The organism is Ihubacter massiliensis (genome assembly GCF_024125305.1).
GTDB lineage: Bacteria > Bacillota > Clostridia > Peptostreptococcales > Anaerovoracaceae > Hominibacterium > Hominibacterium faecale.
This window is the reverse complement of the sequence record NZ_JAMXVH010000001.1, coordinates 3717921-3734338: the sequence shown is the minus strand read 5'-3', so window position 1 is coordinate 3734338 and position 16418 is coordinate 3717921. Positions and strand designations below refer to the sequence as shown.

The 16418-nt window shown below is 49.3% G+C and carries 10 protein-coding genes; 6 read left to right on the top strand and 4 right to left on the bottom strand.

Features of this window, described 5'->3' with window-relative positions:
- Positions 1-27: 27 nt before the first annotated feature.
- From NIA71_RS17065 to NIA71_RS17040, 6 genes are all read left to right on the top strand, one after another.
- Positions 28-687, top strand: coding sequence for a GntR family transcriptional regulator (locus tag NIA71_RS17065; protein WP_148395397.1), 660 nt, complete (start codon positions 28-30; stop codon positions 685-687).
- Positions 688-755: 68 nt separating this feature from the next.
- Entirely contained in the window at positions 756-1223 is a 468-nt protein-coding gene (locus NIA71_RS17060) for an NfeD family protein (protein ID WP_253021045.1), read from the top strand.
- A gap of 23 nt (positions 1224-1246) precedes the next feature.
- Positions 1247-2194, top strand: coding sequence for an SPFH domain-containing protein (locus NIA71_RS17055; protein ID WP_148395703.1), 948 nt, complete (start codon positions 1247-1249; stop codon positions 2192-2194).
- 106 nt (positions 2195-2300) lie between these two features.
- The gene (locus NIA71_RS17050) at positions 2301-3698 is read left to right on the top strand and encodes a sigma-54 interaction domain-containing protein (RefSeq protein ID WP_253021043.1); all 1398 of its coding nucleotides are present in this window, start codon (positions 2301-2303) and stop codon (positions 3696-3698) included.
- 323 nt (positions 3699-4021) lie between these two features.
- Positions 4022-5650 carry an amidohydrolase gene (locus NIA71_RS17045; protein WP_253021042.1) on the top strand — a complete coding sequence of 543 codons (1629 nt, stop codon included), beginning with the start codon at positions 4022-4024 and terminating at the stop codon, positions 5648-5650.
- A 31-nt stretch (positions 5651-5681) separates the two neighbouring features.
- Positions 5682-7184 (top strand): BCCT family transporter, encoded by a 1503-nt coding sequence (locus NIA71_RS17040; protein ID WP_253021041.1) that lies wholly within the window; start codon positions 5682-5684, stop codon positions 7182-7184.
- 209 nt (positions 7185-7393) lie between these two features.
- Here NIA71_RS17040 and NIA71_RS17035 read toward each other — a convergent pair whose 3' ends face one another.
- From NIA71_RS17035 to NIA71_RS17020, 4 genes are all read right to left on the bottom strand, one after another.
- Positions 7394-10690, bottom strand: a complete 3297-nt coding sequence (locus tag NIA71_RS17035; protein ID WP_253021040.1) for a DEAD/DEAH box helicase — start codon at positions 10688-10690, stop codon at positions 7394-7396.
- A 522-nt stretch (positions 10691-11212) separates the two neighbouring features.
- Positions 11213-13804 (bottom strand): ATP-dependent chaperone ClpB, encoded by a 2592-nt coding sequence (clpB, locus tag NIA71_RS17030; protein WP_253021039.1) that lies wholly within the window; start codon positions 13802-13804, stop codon positions 11213-11215.
- A gap of 280 nt (positions 13805-14084) precedes the next feature.
- A complete protein-coding gene (locus tag NIA71_RS17025) occupies positions 14085-15671 on the bottom strand; it encodes an InlB B-repeat-containing protein (RefSeq protein ID WP_253021038.1) in 1587 nt (528 codons plus the stop codon).
- Between the two features lie 297 nt (positions 15672-15968).
- Positions 15969-16385: a DUF3842 family protein gene (locus NIA71_RS17020; protein ID WP_148395389.1), complete on the bottom strand. Its 417-nt coding sequence runs from the start codon at positions 16383-16385 to the stop codon at positions 15969-15971.
- Positions 16386-16418: the final 33 nt, after the last annotated feature.

Genomic DNA, 16418 nt, shown 5'->3' with positions numbered 1-16418 from the left:
ATTTGCTAAACAATAAAGGAGACAGTTATGGTACTCTACAAGCATTCTGATGATCCTAAATCAAATGCGCCAATTTCCACAAATTTGTTTTCAGAGCTGCAAAGAGATATTCTGACCGGGAAGCTTGCTCCCGGTCAGAAGCTTACTGAACAGACGATCTGCAAGGAGTACAAGGTAAGCCGCACCCCTGTGCGAGAAGCTCTGCGTCAGCTGGAAACGGAAGGCCTGGTGGAGAACATTCTCAATCGGGGGTCTTTTGTTATCGGCCTCTCCCAGCAGGATTTTGAGGACATGTTCGAGCTGCGAAAGGCTTATGAGATTCAGGCGGTCAAGTGGGCCATTGAGCGGATCACCGATGATGAAATGGAAGCGCTGGAGGAAACCTTCGAATTTATGGAGTTTTATACGCTGCGAAACGATGTGGACAAAATGCTTACCATCAATGCCGGATTTCATCAGATTATTTACGAAGCATCGCACAATCGCATGCTGCGGCAGCTCCTCTCCTCCTACCAGACTTATTTTAAATATCGCTTACAGGAAGACATCTATGCCGACGATTATCTGACCACCGTATTGGAAGAGCACCGAATGATCTTTAAGGCCTTTACGGAGAAGGATGTGGAAGCAGGCGCCGAAGCGATGGAGAAACATATCGACAATTCCAAAAAAAGAAGATGTAAATAAACAGAAAACTGTGATAAAATAAGTTAATCCGGTATTGCTTGTGTATGAATAAAGAAGGGGGAGTGTTTATGACAATCTTTGGAATTACCCTGAGCGCGGCGGTTATCTGGCTGATCATCGCAGCCGTGTGCGGCATCATCGAAGCTGCAACCATGGGCCTTACAACAATCTGGTTCACCGGCGGGGCGATTATCGCTTCCATTGTGGCTATGGCTAAGTTTTCCCTGCCCATTCAGATTATCGTTTTTCTTATCGTCTCCATCCTGCTCATCTACTTTACCCGGCCTCTGGCCAAAAAAAGGCTGAAGATCGGAAATGAAAAGACCAATGTGGATGCGCTGGTTGGAAGAGAGGCAATGGTAACAGGGACCATCGAACCGTTCGGTTCGGGACAGGCCAAAGTTGACGGACTCGTATGGTCTGCCATAGCAAAAGACAGCCATACTACGATTCAAAAAGGAACAACGGTAATCATCGATCGAGTGGAAGGCGTAAAGCTGGTCGTAACTCCTTCTGAAGAACCGATTACAAAATAAAAGGAGGATCTTACATGAATATCATGTCTATCATTGCTCCGATCATCCTGATCGTACTGATCATCTGGCTGATCGTGACCAATATCCGTATCGTGCCCCAGGCGCACGCCTATGTTTTGGAGCGTCTTGGCGCTTATCACTGCACTTGGCAGGTGGGACTGCATTTTAAAATTCCGCTCATCGACAAAGTGGCGAGAAAGGTTTCCCTCAAAGAACACGTTATCGACTTTCCGCCCCAGCCTGTTATCACAAAGGATAACGTAACCATTGAAATCGACACGGTGGTTTATTTTCAGATCACCGATCCCAAGCTGTATGCTTATGGCGTGGAAAACCCAATGGCTGCCATTGAAAACCTGACTGCCACCACCCTTCGTAACATCATCGGAGAGCTGGAGCTGGACGGAACCCTCACCAGCCGGGAGCATATCAACGGCAAAATCCGCATTGTCCTGGACGAAGCCACCGATGCTTGGGGCATCAAAATCAATCGTGTGGAAGTAAAGAACATTACTCCGCCCCGGGATATACAGATGGCCATGGAAAAGCAGATGCGTGCTGAACGTGAACGTCGTGAATCCATTCTGCGCGCTGAAGGAGAAAAGAAATCCGCCATCCTCATCGCGGAAGGACAGAAAGAAGCGGTTATTCTGGAAGCCGAAGCCGCAAAGCAGTCGGCCATCAGAGAAGCGGAAGGTAGAGCCGAGGCGATCCGCATGGTTCAGAGAGCTACGGCCGACGGACTGCGCATGCTCTCCGAATCCGAACCCACACAGGAGGTCTTGACCATCCAGAGCCTGGACGCGTTCCGGGCCGCGGCGGACGGAAAAGCGACTAAGATCATCATTCCATCGGAAATTCAGGGAATCGCCGGTCTGGCCAGCTCCCTGACGGAAATCATCAAGGATACCGAAGGCGGTGCGCCATCCAAAAGACCGCCGGCCAAACCGGTCGTCCACCAAGAAAAATAGCCAATGAACAAACCGGGTGCGTGTACTTGATCTCTCTTGTGCATGCGCCCCTTTTTTAATGACTGCGCCCAGTCAAACTGCAGCAGGAAGGAGTAGGTGAAACATTATGTGCAGCACGGATATCATGAAAGAGCTCTTTAAGGCCGCCAGCTTTTCCGGCGTTTTAATCACCGACGGCGAAGGTATGGTAATCTACGTAGATGACAACTTCAAAGCCAGTTACGGTCTGGATGCCGATTTACTGCTGGGCCGCAGCGTATTCGACTTGGAAGAGGAAGGATATTTCCGCCCTTCTTCTGCCGCCATCGTCTTAAAGACAGGAAGTGAAATCACCCGCATACAAACCCTGAAAGATGGCCAGCACGTCATTGTATCCGCCTTCCCTGTTTTTGGCCAAAACAAAAAGATTTTAAAAGTCGTCACCTTTACCCGGGATATGGGCCAGCATATCAAAATTAAAAACATGTACGAAGAACTGATGGACAAGGTTAGGCAGTACGAAAAAACCATGGATGAGCTGTCTTATGAATCCCTGGTAATCGATAATTTTTTTACCAATAACGGCTCCTTTCAGAAAACCTTGAAAGCCTTGCAAAGCACAGCCAAATATAATATCAACCTGCTGCTCTTAGGGGAAACCGGCGTGGGGAAAACCCTGCTGGCAAAAAAAGTACATGAGCTGAGCGATTACAAAGACGGCCGTTTTGTAGAAGTCAACTGCGGCGCTCTGCCCGAAAATCTCATCGAATCGGAATTGTTCGGCTATGAGCGGGGAGCATTCACCGGCGCCGACCAGAAGGGCAAAAAAGGTCTTTTTGAAGTAGCAAACGGCGGCACTCTGTTCCTCGATGAAGTGTCCGAGCTTCCCATGCAATCCCAGGCCAAGCTCTTAAAAGTTCTCCAAGACAGTCAAGTCCGCCGGATCGGCGGCAGTCAGTCGATCAAAATCGATTGCCGAATCATATCAGCGACCAACAAGGATCTCAGCCGGGAAGTGGAACAAAACCGATTCCGCCAGGATCTGCTTTATCGCTTGAATACAGTAACCTTCACCCTTCCGCCGCTGAGAGAACGCCGGGAGGATATTGTCACCTTATCCAATAGTATCCTGGAAAAGGCAAACAAAAAATTCGGATTGGAGAAGATGATCGATAAGGATGTAATGAACGCCTTTAATACTTATGACTGGCCGGGCAATGTGCGGGAACTGGAAAATGTCATTTATCGGATGGTTGTCACTTCTGAGGACCAGATTATTACCAAAGACGCCCTGCCCGCCGACTTAATGGATTCCCTGTGTCATGGCCCGCAGCAAAACCATACGTCAATTTATGATGTTTCCGACCTGCAATTTGCGCTCGATCAATACGAAGGTGAAATCATACGCCACGCCTATCTGAAATATGGCACTTCCATCAAGGTTGCCCAGGCTTTGAACATCAGCCAGGCCACTGCCGCGCGTAAGATAAAAAAATACGCCATCCGTCTAATCAACTCTGAATAACAGATATTTACATATTGGCCTTAAGCGTTGAAATTTCATGTTTTGTGTCCATTATGCAAGATTGAGAACAGGTTTCAATCTAGTCAGCTCATACATAGCGCCCGCGCTTATTTGAGAAAGAATAATCCTTCTATTTTCAGCGGTCCGCACGCCTTTCAGCTTCCCGTATATGTCCATTGGCACGCCTTTTGCTTTTTATAAACGCAAAAGGCGTTTTTCTTTAAAACAAAGTCGGCTTCGCCGTTTCTTAAAAGAAGTAGACTTTGTTGATACTCCGGAAATATCGCTGATGATATTTCCCGCGTAATAAAAAGGAGGATTATATGAAACGGATTTTTACAGGCGGAACCATTCTCACAATGGCAGAAAACAAACAAGTGGAAGCAGTTTATGTGGAGGACAATGTGATCAAGGCCGTCGGCACTTTGGCTGAATGCCGAGAGGCTGCCGGCAGCGGCTATCAGACCGTAGACTTGAACGGGCGCTGCATGATGCCGGGATTTGTCGATACCCATACCCATCCGATGATGCTGGGGATGTGCCGAATTTGGGCCGATCTGGACTACCCCAAGGTGGCGGGGATCGATGATTTGATCCGCGTTTTAAAGGAGCACGGCAAAACCCTTCCGGCCGGCGAAGCCATCCGCGGCTATGCCTTTGACCAGAGGAACTTTAAAGAAAGAAGGCACCCCACTGCCGCAGATTTGGACCAGGTTTCTACCGATGTCTACGTTCAGATCATGCATGCCAGCGGCCACTGCAATGTGGTTAACACCAAGCTGCTGCGGGCCATCGGCGTGACAGATGAGACACCCGACCCTCCAGGCGGCGCGCTGGGACGTGACAAAGACGGCAAACCCAACGGACAGCTCTTTGACAGCGCCAACGATCTTTTATCAGGTCTGGACGGCGTTCAGCCCCAAAACCACGGCCCCAACATTCACATGCCCGACAGCCCGGACCATTTGATGCAGCGGTTTGAAGTGGGTCAGGACTTTTTCGTAAGGGCCGGTATCACCACCGTAAACGAAGTTCAGCTTACCAAACAGGAATTAAACACCTACCTGCGGGCCCGGGATCAGGGAAAGCTGAAGATGCGTATGGAAATGTCCTTCCTTTCCAATTACTTGGATGATGTTATTGCCCTGGGCTTTAACAGCACTTTTGGGGACAACTGGCTGACCATCGGCTCCATCAAGTTCTATTCCGACGCTTCCCTCCTGTCTGGAACCGCCAATGTCAGCACCGGCTATCTGGACAGCGATCGCCATGAAGGCTACAACTATCATGAACCGGAAGAAATGATCGAGATTCTGGTTAAGGCCCATAAAAACCGGCTTCATACTTTGACCCATGCCACCGGCGATGGTGCCGTCGATCCGATTATCGATGCGATCGAAAAAGCCCAGGCAGAAGATCCATGGCCAGAAGCAATCCATCGGGTCGAGCATGCGGGTCTGGTTACGGAAGAGCAGGCGATCCGCATGGGTAAGCTGGGCATGATTCCTTCCACCCAGCCGGAGTTTCTCTACTTGTACGGCGACGGCGTAGTAGACGCCATTGGGGAGGAAAAAGGCAGAGAATTTATGCCTATGGCCCGCTTTAAAAAATATTGCAGTCTCTACACCATTTCTTCCGACGCGCCGGTAACCACACCCAACCCAATGGAAGCGATTTCTACCGCGGTTACCAGAAGAACCAACGAAGGAACGGTTCTTTGTCCGGAGCAGGCAATCACCGTTGAAGACGGCCTGAAGGCTTATACCATTTATGCGGCCCGAACGCTGAGACGCAGCCATATCGCCGGCTCCATTGAAGTTGGAAAGCTGGCTGATTTCGCCATACTCAGCGAGTCTCCCCTGGACCTGAAAGAGGATGAAATTCAGCGGATGCGGGACATCAAAGTCATGGAAACCTGGCTGGACGGCGAAAAGATTTATGAGAAGAAATAGGTTCCGATTCACATAGAGAAAGGAGGGTGGCATGAAAAGTAAGAATATCGATTTACCATTAATGATCGTCAGTTTGTTTCTGATTATCGTGGTCGTTGTCCTGTTGGCGGTTTTCCCGGAAAGCGGGACGGATTTCATCGCCTCGTTGTTCAGTTTGATCACAGATAATCTGGGTTCACCCATACTCTGGTTTGGTTTTCTCGTCTTTGTGTACTGCTGTTTTATGGCGTTCAGCCGTTACGGCAAAATCCATCTGGGCGAGGGCGCTCCTGAGTTTACCATGTTCCAATACCTGTCGATGATGATCTGCGCCGGGCTGGGCTCTGCTTGCGTAATCTGGTCTTTCGTTGAATGGGCCTACTATTATTCCAGTCCGGCACAGCATATCGAGCCTTTCAGCGTGTCCGCCGCCGAGTGGGCGACGGCATACAACTTGTTTCACTGGGGATTTACGCCCTGGGCCATGTTCGTAGTTCTGGCAATTCCTGTGGCCTATGGCTATCATTGCAGAAAAATACCGGCTCTCCGTTTCAGCTCAATCTGCGAAAACATGATCGGCGATAAGCCGTATGCCCGTCCCCTGGGGCGGCTGGTGGATTTCTTTTTCGTATTTTGCGTTGTCGGCGGGCTCAGCGTAACTCTGGGCCTGGGGATTCCCGTTATTGCAACCGGCCTGGGCAGAATCTTTCAGTTCGAGCCCACCTTTACCACCAATGTGATTGTAACCCTGGCCATCGCCGCCCTCTTTACCCTCAGTTCCTATGTGGGCATTGAAAAGGGCATGAAAAAACTCAGTTCCTTCAATGTTTATGCGGCGATTATCTTCATACTGGCTTTGCTGTTCACCGGCCCGACCAAGTTCATTATTAAGGAAATCACCAACGGCCTGGGCATTATGGTGCAGAATTACATCGGTATGAGTCTGTGGACCGATCCGGTCGAACAGGGCGGATTTCCCGAAGCATGGACCATTTTCTTCTATGCCTTCGGCATCGTTTATGCCACTTTGATGGCGATCTTCATCACAAAGGTCTCCAAAGGCCGTACTCTGCGGCAAATGATCTGCAGCGTCATGTTCGGCGGCGGAATCGGCTGCTTCGTTTTCTTCGGCATCAATGGCAGTTTTAGTATGAATTTGGAGCTGAAGAATCAGCTCAATGTTGTGGACACTCTTCTGGAAGAAGGAAACGCCAATGCGATTATCGCCATTCTGGATGAAACCGTATTCGGCATAGTCGGCATTATTGCCTTCCTTGTCATTACTGTGTTGTTTCTGGCAACATCCCTTGATTCTGCGGCTTTCTCCTTATCGGCCGCATCGACCAAGGAGCTGAAGGAAAGCGAGAACACATCCCCGCTGCTGCGGCTGTTCTGGTGCGTGACGCTGGCGCTGATCCCCCTGTGCATGAACTTCATCGGGGCGCCGCTCAGCACCATGCAGACCATTACCATCATCACGTCGCTGCCATTTATCGTCGTTATCCTATGTATGACCAAAGGCTTGTTCTCTTGGTTTAAGGAGGATGGAAGATAGGTCCGCATATTTTACAACAAGGTCTCATATGAACCGACATATGGGGCCTTTGTTTTTTGCGTACGGATTTGTTCATGTGGCTGTTCTGGTATTACGGTAAACCAAAATTCATAGGCAATCACACTTCATGCGACAGCCCTCTTTGCTTTTGGCTTCATGGCCGGTGGTCCGTTTTGAAGCAAATAGGAAATTGCCTGCGGTGTGTACACTTACACATTCAACAGCTCCATAAAGTCTTCTCTGGTAAGCTGGGATAATGCCATGCCCTGGCCGCCTATCAGCTCATCGGCCAAATGGGCTTTGCGTTCCTGCAGTTTGCGGATTCGTTCCTCAATGGTCCCCTGCATAATCAGTTTGAATACCGTGACCTGTTTATCCTGGCCGATCCGGTGAGCCCGGTCGGACGCCTGATTTTCCGCAGCCACATTCCACCAGGGATCGTAATGGATAACCACGGTAGCACCAGTCAGGTTGAGTCCGGTTCCTCCTGCTTTCAGGGAAATGAGGAACAGCGGAATATCCCCTTCATTGAACTGGTGGACCATCTCCAGCCGCTCTTTTTTTCCGGTGGCTCCGGTGAGCATGTAATAGGAAATGCCTCTGCGCTCCAGCTCATCTGCGATCAAATCCAGCATGGAGGTAAACTGGGAAAAGAGCAGCACCTTCTGCTCCGACTCAATGGCCGACTCCACCAGATCCATGCAGGTTTCCAGCTTGGCGGCAGCCCCTTGGTAATTTTCATAGACCAGATGGGGGTCGCAGCACAGCTGGCGCAGCCTGGTCAATGCGGAAAGGATTTCAATCTTTCCGGTTCGAAACTGTTCTCCGTTTTTACCGGCGATGGTCTCCGATAATTGCTTGGCATTGGCCTTGTAAAGGGCTTCTTGTTCCTTCTCCATCCTGGCATAGACGATGGTTTCGTTCTTCTCAGGCAGCTCTTTCAGTACGTCCCGTTTCAGCCTACGTAAAATAAAGGGGCTGATCATTCTCTGCAACCGCAAAGAAAGTTCACCATTGCCATCCTGCACGATGGGAAGCTCATATTTTTTTCGGAAGGATGCATAGGAGCCCAGAATGCCGGGCATCAAATAATCAAAGATGCTCCACAGCTCGCTGAGGCGGTTTTCGATAGGGGTGCCGGTCAGAGCAAAGCGAACCTGCGCCCGAATCTTCTTCGCCGCTTTGGCAGCCTTGGTCTGATAATTTTTTATGTTTTGGGCCTCATCGAGAATTTGACAATAGAATGCTTTTTCTTCATAATTGTGTTCATCCCGCTTGAGCAGGTCATAGGAGGTAATCAGAAGATCATATTGCGTCCATTCCTCCAGCATTGCTTCCCGTTCGGCAGCAGTGCCGGTAACCAGCAGGGTTTTTAAATCCGGCGCGAACTTGAGCACCTCTTCCATCCAGTTATAGACAAGGGAAGCCGGGCAGACCAGCAGACTGGTTCTCTGCTCTCCGTTCTTCCTTGCCTCTTCCCTGGACGTATAGAGAAAGGTCAGCATCTGCAAACTTTTACCCAGTCCCATATCATCCGCTAGTATGCCGCCAAATCCCAGATCTCTCAGGGTCATCAGCCACCGGTACCCGTTTTTCTGATAACCTCTGAGAACCGGCGTGATCGGCGCGGGGACCTCGTAATCGCTGTCCTCAACCGCCTTAATATTGCGCACCAGATTTTTAAAGGACGAGGAGCGGCTGACAACCGCACCTTCACAGGATTTCAACACCTGATCGATATAAAAGGACCGGTATTGAGGCACATGGAAATGGCCGTCCCGCAATTCCTCGTCGCTCACTCCCAGACCGTCGGCCAGCTCCCAGACCGCCGCAAGGCCACTGTCCGCAAGACGCATAAAATCGCCATTATTCAACCGATAATACTTCTTGCGCAACCGATAGGCCTGGAGCAAATCCTCCATTTCTTCCTGAGGCATATCTCCGGCATCGATGCTCAGATCCAAAAGACCGCTGTCCATTCCCACATGAATGCCTACTTCCGGCGCCTGATGAATGGAAATCCTCTTGAGGGCAGCCGATAAAAAGACTTCCCCCAGCTGCTCCAAGTCTGCGATACCATCGGAAAAAAGATCGTACACCCGGTCCTCGTCCATTTCATCCAGCCAGAGATGGTCCCGGTACTGCTCAGGAAAATACCGGCCCGCGGCCTGGACCGCCTTTCCCTCGGCGACCGTATCCCGGTACATCTGACTGACTTCCAGCTTTTGCAGCAGGTTGAACGTCTCCTTTTGCCCATACCGGCTTTCCGGGCGGCAGACAAACATGCCGTCCTCCTTATCCAAAAAGAAGCGGATTTGACATGGCTCGGGCAGATATTGTTCAGCAGCTTCAAGACCTGCAATCTCAGAAAATCCCTGAACGGCCGGAAGCACTGTGGCGCAAAATGCCTGCATATCTTTCTCTCCAATATGAAGAACTTCTCCTCCGTATCGGCCCGCTGCGCTGCACAGAGCTTCCATATGACTGCGAAATTCATCACTGCATCGTAATACCTGATCGCCGCTGATCAGAAAATTATCCTGCTCATTGCTGACCATCTGCACGTTTGGAATAGCCAGATCGTAGCCGCCCGCCGCAGATTTCACCAATGCCATTTCCAGTTTAGGTTCTTCTTCCGAAAACGTGATATACTTACTGTTTTTGTCGCTGACCTGGCAGGGTTCAGGCCACATTATAGAAAAGAAATCGGCCAAATTTTTATCCGTCAGGATCATCTTGCGCAATTTCTCCATTTCTCCATATCGCCTCGAGTATCCATATTGGCTGTCCCTTACAGATCGCTCCTGCAGACATTCTCTGAGAAAAATGTAAAATTTCTGCGCACGATCTGTAAAGGCGCTGATTTCATGGATAAATTCCAGATTTTTGCCGTAAGCCGTCGTTTCTTTCTTTTCTACGGCGCGGACAAAATCAACAATGTTTTTCAGTACATACATTCGTTTTTCCGTTCCGATTTTGAATTCCACCTGCCAGGGCGATCCAAAACTCTTATGAAGGGTTGGTGTTAAATCAATAGTACCGGTAATCTCTGCCTGAAAATATCTCGCCTTGTCCGTCATCGAGTAATGATAGATCATTTCTTGTATAGGAAAGGAAGACGAAAGCCGTCTTGAAAACGGTTCTTCCTGCTTCTGAAGTTCCTGCTGTAGGAAAAGGACGCCTGTATTTCCCTTGGCATCTTCCTGCTGCTGCCGGTACCTCAGGGCCAAAGCAACGCAGTGTTTACAGGGATATGGAAACTGGTTAACTGATGGGCAGGTGCAGCCATAGGAAAACATTTTATCGCTTCGTATAAACACGCTGGTCTTATACACCTTTCCGCTGCTTCCCAGAACTTCGCCCTTTACATGGACAGCGGGCGCTCCGCCGCCCTGTCCGAAGCTCTGAACTTCCAGGCTGCGCACATGTCCCTGTTCGTACAATTGTTTTCCTCTGGTGTAAAACCGCGCCAAGGTGCTGCGCTTTAATTGATCCAGTTCAAGCATCTATCGTCTATCTCCTATCTAAGATTATAATTCCAATCTATCCACGATAGATTTTATCAGTTTCCGCAGATAAAATCCAGCTTCAATCTGCTCTGATTGCGGGGAAATTAGCTTGGACAGGCAAAACGACAGGGGCAGTGCCAAATGGCTGCTCCAGGCGGCTGGACCTGGCCAGGCCTGACTGATCCGGGAGGTCCCGGAAGCCAAACCGGGAAAACGTTCGAAAACGTTTTATTTTTTACGCAAAGTTGTGGGTTTGCGGGGTCTGATGGTGGCCGGGAACGGTCAAAACTGCTTTAACACCGGTTGGAGAGGGCACAACCGTTGCAAATTGCGTAAATACTAGAATTTATTTTAAGTTTTTTACGAAAAAGCCCATGCCATCTAAAAAACGTGTGCATGATGGAATCCCGCAGTAGAAGGGAGCTGCCACATTGTGACAGCCCCTTCTTTGCATGGGCCCTGCCTGAGATTGGCTTCTTCCAATCGGTCCAGGACTCCAAGATTCCTATGCACACGTCTTTATTTTGTAATAAAGGTCAAAGCTTCACCGTCCGTACTCATCTCAACGCTGTCGCCGTCTTTAATATTGCCGCGGATAATCTCGCCTGCAAGCTCGGTTTCCACATGTTTCTGCAGGTACCGTTTGACAGGTCTTGCGCCATACGCAGGTGTGTAAGCTTCTCGGGCAATAAAGCTCTTGGCCGCATCTGTAAGGGTCAGATGGATATTCTTATCCGCCAGCCGCTTTTCAATATCCACCATGGACAGCTGGATAATTCTGCCGATCTGGTCTTCTGTCAGCGGCGAGAATACGACGATATCATCCACACGGTTTAGGAACTCTGGCCGGAAATACTTTTTCGTCTCGTCTTCAACCTGCTGTTTTACGCCATCGTCCACTGTGCCGTCGGCCTTGATTCCATCGATCAAATACTGGCTGCCAATGTTGGACGTCATGATAACAATGGTATTTTTAAAATCCACGGTCCTTCCCTGATTATCCGTCAAGCGGCCGTCGTCCAGAAGCTGCAGCAGGATGTTGAACACATCCGGGTGAGCCTTTTCAATTTCGTCAAAGAGGATCACGCTATATGGTTTTCTCCTTACGGCTTCCGTCAGCTGTCCCCCTTCATCGTAGCCCACATATCCCGGAGGAGCCCCTACTAATCTGGATACAGAGTGCTTCTCCATATATTCGGACATATCAATCCGCACCATATTGCGTTCCGAATCGAACATGGCTTCTGATAATGCCTTTGCCAGCTCGGTTTTGCCCACGCCGGTGGGTCCCAGGAAGATAAAGGAACCGATGGGTTTGCTTTCGTCCTTCAATCCGGCCCTTGCCCTGAGCACGGCTTCTGCTACTGCATCCACCGCCGTATCCTGGCCGACGACTCGTTTGTGCAGCGTTTCCGGCAGACGCAGCAATTTTTCCCGCTCCGATTCCACCAGTCTGCTCACCGGGATTCCAGTCCAACCTGCAACGACTTCTGCAATCTCTTCCTCGCCGACTTCTTCTTTCAGAAGACGGTTTTCCTTGGCCTCGTCAGCCTGCTCCTTTTCGTCTTCCAGCTTCTTTTCCAGTTCGGGAAGGGTTCCGTATTTCAGCTGGGCCAGTTTTTCCAAATCGTAATTTCTCTCAGCCTCTTCAATCTGAAGTTTAACTTCCTCGATCTGCTGCTTGGTCCCCTTGGCCTCAGTGATGGCCTTCTTTTCATTTTCCCACTGAGCCCGCATAGTAGCGCTTTCATCCTTGAGCTGGGACAATTCTTTTTCCAAATGATCCATCCGGGCCTTGGAAGCGTCGTCCGTCTCTTTACCCAGCGCTTGTTTTTCAATCTCCAGCTGCATGATCTTTCGTGAAATCTCATCCAGCTCGGCCGGCATGCTGTCGATCTCGGTCCGAATCTTCGATGCCGCCTCGTCCATCAGGTCGATGGCTTTATCCGGCAAAAACCGGTCCGTGATATAGCGGTCGGAAAGGGTCGCGCAGGCAATCAGCGCATTATCCGTGATTCGCACACCGTGATGAATTTCAAAGCGTTCTTTCAATCCTCTTAAAATTGAAATGGTATCCTCTACCGTCGGCTGGTCCACCAATACTTTTTGGAAACGCCGCTCCAGAGCTGCATCTTTTTCAATGTACTTTCTGTATTCATCCAACGTGGTCGCGCCGATGCAGTGGAGTTCGCCTCTGGCCAGTTTTGGCTTGAGCAGGTTGCCTGCGTCCATCGCGCCTTCCGATTTGCCGGCGCCTACAATGTTATGGATTTCATCGATAAACAGCAGGATCCGGCCTTCCGATTTTTCGATTTCATTCAATACGGCTTTCAGCCGCTCCTCAAATTCACCTCTGAATTTGGCGCCTGCGATCAGCGCCCCCATATCCAGGGCAAAGATGGTCTTATCTTTCAGCCCTTCCGGCACATCGCCGTTTAAGATACGCTGGGCCAGGCCTTCTACAACGGCTGTCTTGCCTACGCCCGGTTCGCCAATCAGCACCGGGTTATTCTTCGTTCTTCTGGAAAGGATTTGGATGGTGTGGCGGATTTCCGCGTCCCTGCCGATTACCGGATCCAGCTTTCCCTCTTTTGCCATTTCCACAAGGTCACGGCCGTATTTGTTCAATGCATCATAATTATCTTCTGGGTTCTGGCTGGTTACTCTCTGGTTGCCTCTGACTTTTTCCAAGGCCTCCAGGAATTTGTTTTTTGTAATGCCGTACTTCTTGAATATCTTGGAAGACGGCGTCCCTTTTTCTTCGAGGAGGGCCAGGTACATATGCTCTACGCTGACATATTCATCCTTGAACTCCTCTGCGATTTTTTCCGCTTTCATCAGGATCTGAGAAAGCCGCCTGGACGAATACATGTTGTCGGCTCCGCCGGTTACTTTCGGAAGCTTTTCCATCTCTTCCTCTAAATCCCCAATAACAGCCCCAACATTTATTTCCATGAACTTGAGAAGTTTCGGGATAAGCCCGTCCTGCTGCATGATTAGTGCAAGGTGCAGATGCTCTGCCTCAAGCTGCTGATGTCCTTCTTCTATGGCGATATTCTGGCAATCCATAATGGCCCCCTGGGCATTTTGCGTATATTTTTCTAAGTTCATTTATGTTCACCTCCGCGCCTGTTAACTTTAGTATTAACAAGGATAATTTATCTTACACCTATATTGTAATCCTGCATGAGCAAAAAGTAAAGAACTTTTTTAGCACTCACCCGAGTAGAGTGCTAACAATTTTATTGTTCGACTACCTCCCATAGGAGTACGCATGATCCAGGCTTATTTCGTTAAGGTTAGTAATCCTTTCCATCAGCCGTGTAACATAAAAAGGCTGGAGCTGCCGCACCAAGCAATGTGAGCAGCCCCAGCTTTCATTTTGTAACCCTTAGTTTCCTTTTTTTCTTGCAGCATCTTTTATCGCCAGCCCTGTTATCACTGCTTCTAAAAGCGTCAACAGCCCGATAAGCGCAGTCCACGGATCCGCCAAAATCATAGGCAGGTTCATCTCAGCCGTCAGTATAAAGATCATAATTGCACAGATAGCCGCAAATGCGCTGCCTGCCTTAAACATGCCTTTGCTCTGCTTTTTGCCTGCCAGAACATATACGCTCATCAAAGCTGCCAAGACTGCGAAGATCAAGTTGAGAAATGCCCAGCCGCTTTCCTTGGATATCCCCGCGGCCATCGGAACCTGACTGTCCTGGATGGAGACAGCGGCCGGGGCCGTTTTATCCTGCGAGTCAGCGCTGCCCACAGCTGCATCCGCCGTATTTGTATTCACCGAAGCATTCCGATTTGCCCTTGTCTGAACGGCGGATTCTGCTGTATTCCCTGCAGCTCCCTTCTTAACGTACTCGTTCTGCTGCCGTTCTCCGGCAGAGGATTGCTGCTGTTGGGTTGAAGACGTATTCTCCTCACCTTTATAAAACTGTTCCACCTCTTCTTCAAAGTGAGCCGTATAGGTCTGTGTTTCATAAACGCTGTCATCATTCTTTTGCGGGTTAAAGCCTGCTTCTTTGCTTACTTCTTTTCCGCTCTCATCAGTCCAGTTGATAAAGCGGAAGCCGGAGTTGGCACTGGCAGCAACGCCTTTGGTACTGCCGCTGACTGCTTTCACCGATTCAGCCTCACGATCCACCGTACCTGCGGTTTCATCAGAAGATCGATAGCGGATCGCAGCCTCCGTTTCTTCAAATTCCGCTTCAATATGCAGATTTCCTTCCACTTTACTGTCCGCTGCAGGCAGCCCTTTTACAGGATCCCATCCCGCAAACTGATATCCCGGGTCAGGGTCGGCTCCGGGCAGCTTTGTTACCACATCTCCGAAAAGGGTTCCATGAGCAATGTCTTCAAAATACGTCTTACCAGTCAATTTTCCGCCGCCTCTGGGACTGACGCGGAATTCAATGGAATGTAAAGCTGTTTCCACCGGCGGATTATATGGGCTGACCATAATACGAATCGTCGAATCCGCATCAAAATTAGTAAATCCGAACCCATTGCTATAATTAACGAAAGCCTGATTATTTTTGTGTACATCGATGGCATCGCCCGGTGCAAAACGTACATCCTTTTGTCCCCATTTTCCATGAGCCGTGTTGAGCAGTGTCATCTTTACGTTCATGTCTCCGTTTCCGGTTTGATTTTTTGCTAGCAGCCATACACCGAAAGAGGTAATCTTTTCGGTGGTTTTTTTCTTCATTGTATAGCTGCGGCTGCCGCTTTGCTTTAACACATAATAGTGATCGTAGGCGGGATCAACGATATATTCGATGGTATAATAACCGACTTCTTTCGAATCCGCCTGTCTGCTGCTCTTATCCTGTGTTCTTTCCGTTTTCTGTTGTTCCGCAGTCGACGCTTTTTCAGACCCGCCTTGGGATTCCGCGAAAGCCATCGTCGTCATCTGAGCGAACAGAAAGCATACGATGAGCAGGCTGTATGCGATTCGAATACCTTTTCCTTTTTTCATGAACAAAATCCTCCCTATGTAAATGGAAATACTCCCTTGTTTTTTACGTTAAGGTTATTATAATTGTTCAAGGTTACATTTCGATTACATTTAATGTAACCAATATTTTCTAATACCATCGCTGTTCATCCCTGTTGATGCTTGCTGCCTTGAGCCATACAGCCTGTATTGCTACTCCTCTGTTCCCCGAAAATCCATGGTCTGACACATCTCCTAAAGTCTTCCTTCAAACTAAAAAAGCCCCGCAGTGCAGGGTTTTTCTATGATATTCAGTTTTTCCAGGCAGCGGCCTTCTCCTCATTCCTGTTCCTCAATATACCTCCTGATTGCTTCAATGGCATGGTCGATATGTTTGCCCAAAGGAACATCTTCGACGCTTACCACATGGATATGACAGCGATTGATGGGTAGAAGCACTTTATAGGTATGGCTGCCGCCGATGGCAGAGGCCATAGCCGGTGTCAATTCACCCATCATAGAGTTGGCATTGAGTATTCCAATTACTCCTACCACAATATCAACATGCTGCATATTGTGGACAATAGCATTTTCTCCTGTGGCGCCATCATCAGCGCCTGCCCGCAGCATCTGGCCGGTAGCAACTGAATTGGTGCCCAGCCCGATCACATGTGCTGCCGGCATCGCTGCCTTTATCTTTTCAACGACGGCCCTTCCGATACCTCCGCCCTGTCCGTCTACTACTGCAATTACCATATCGTCTCATTCCTCCCGCATTTATTGACTTTT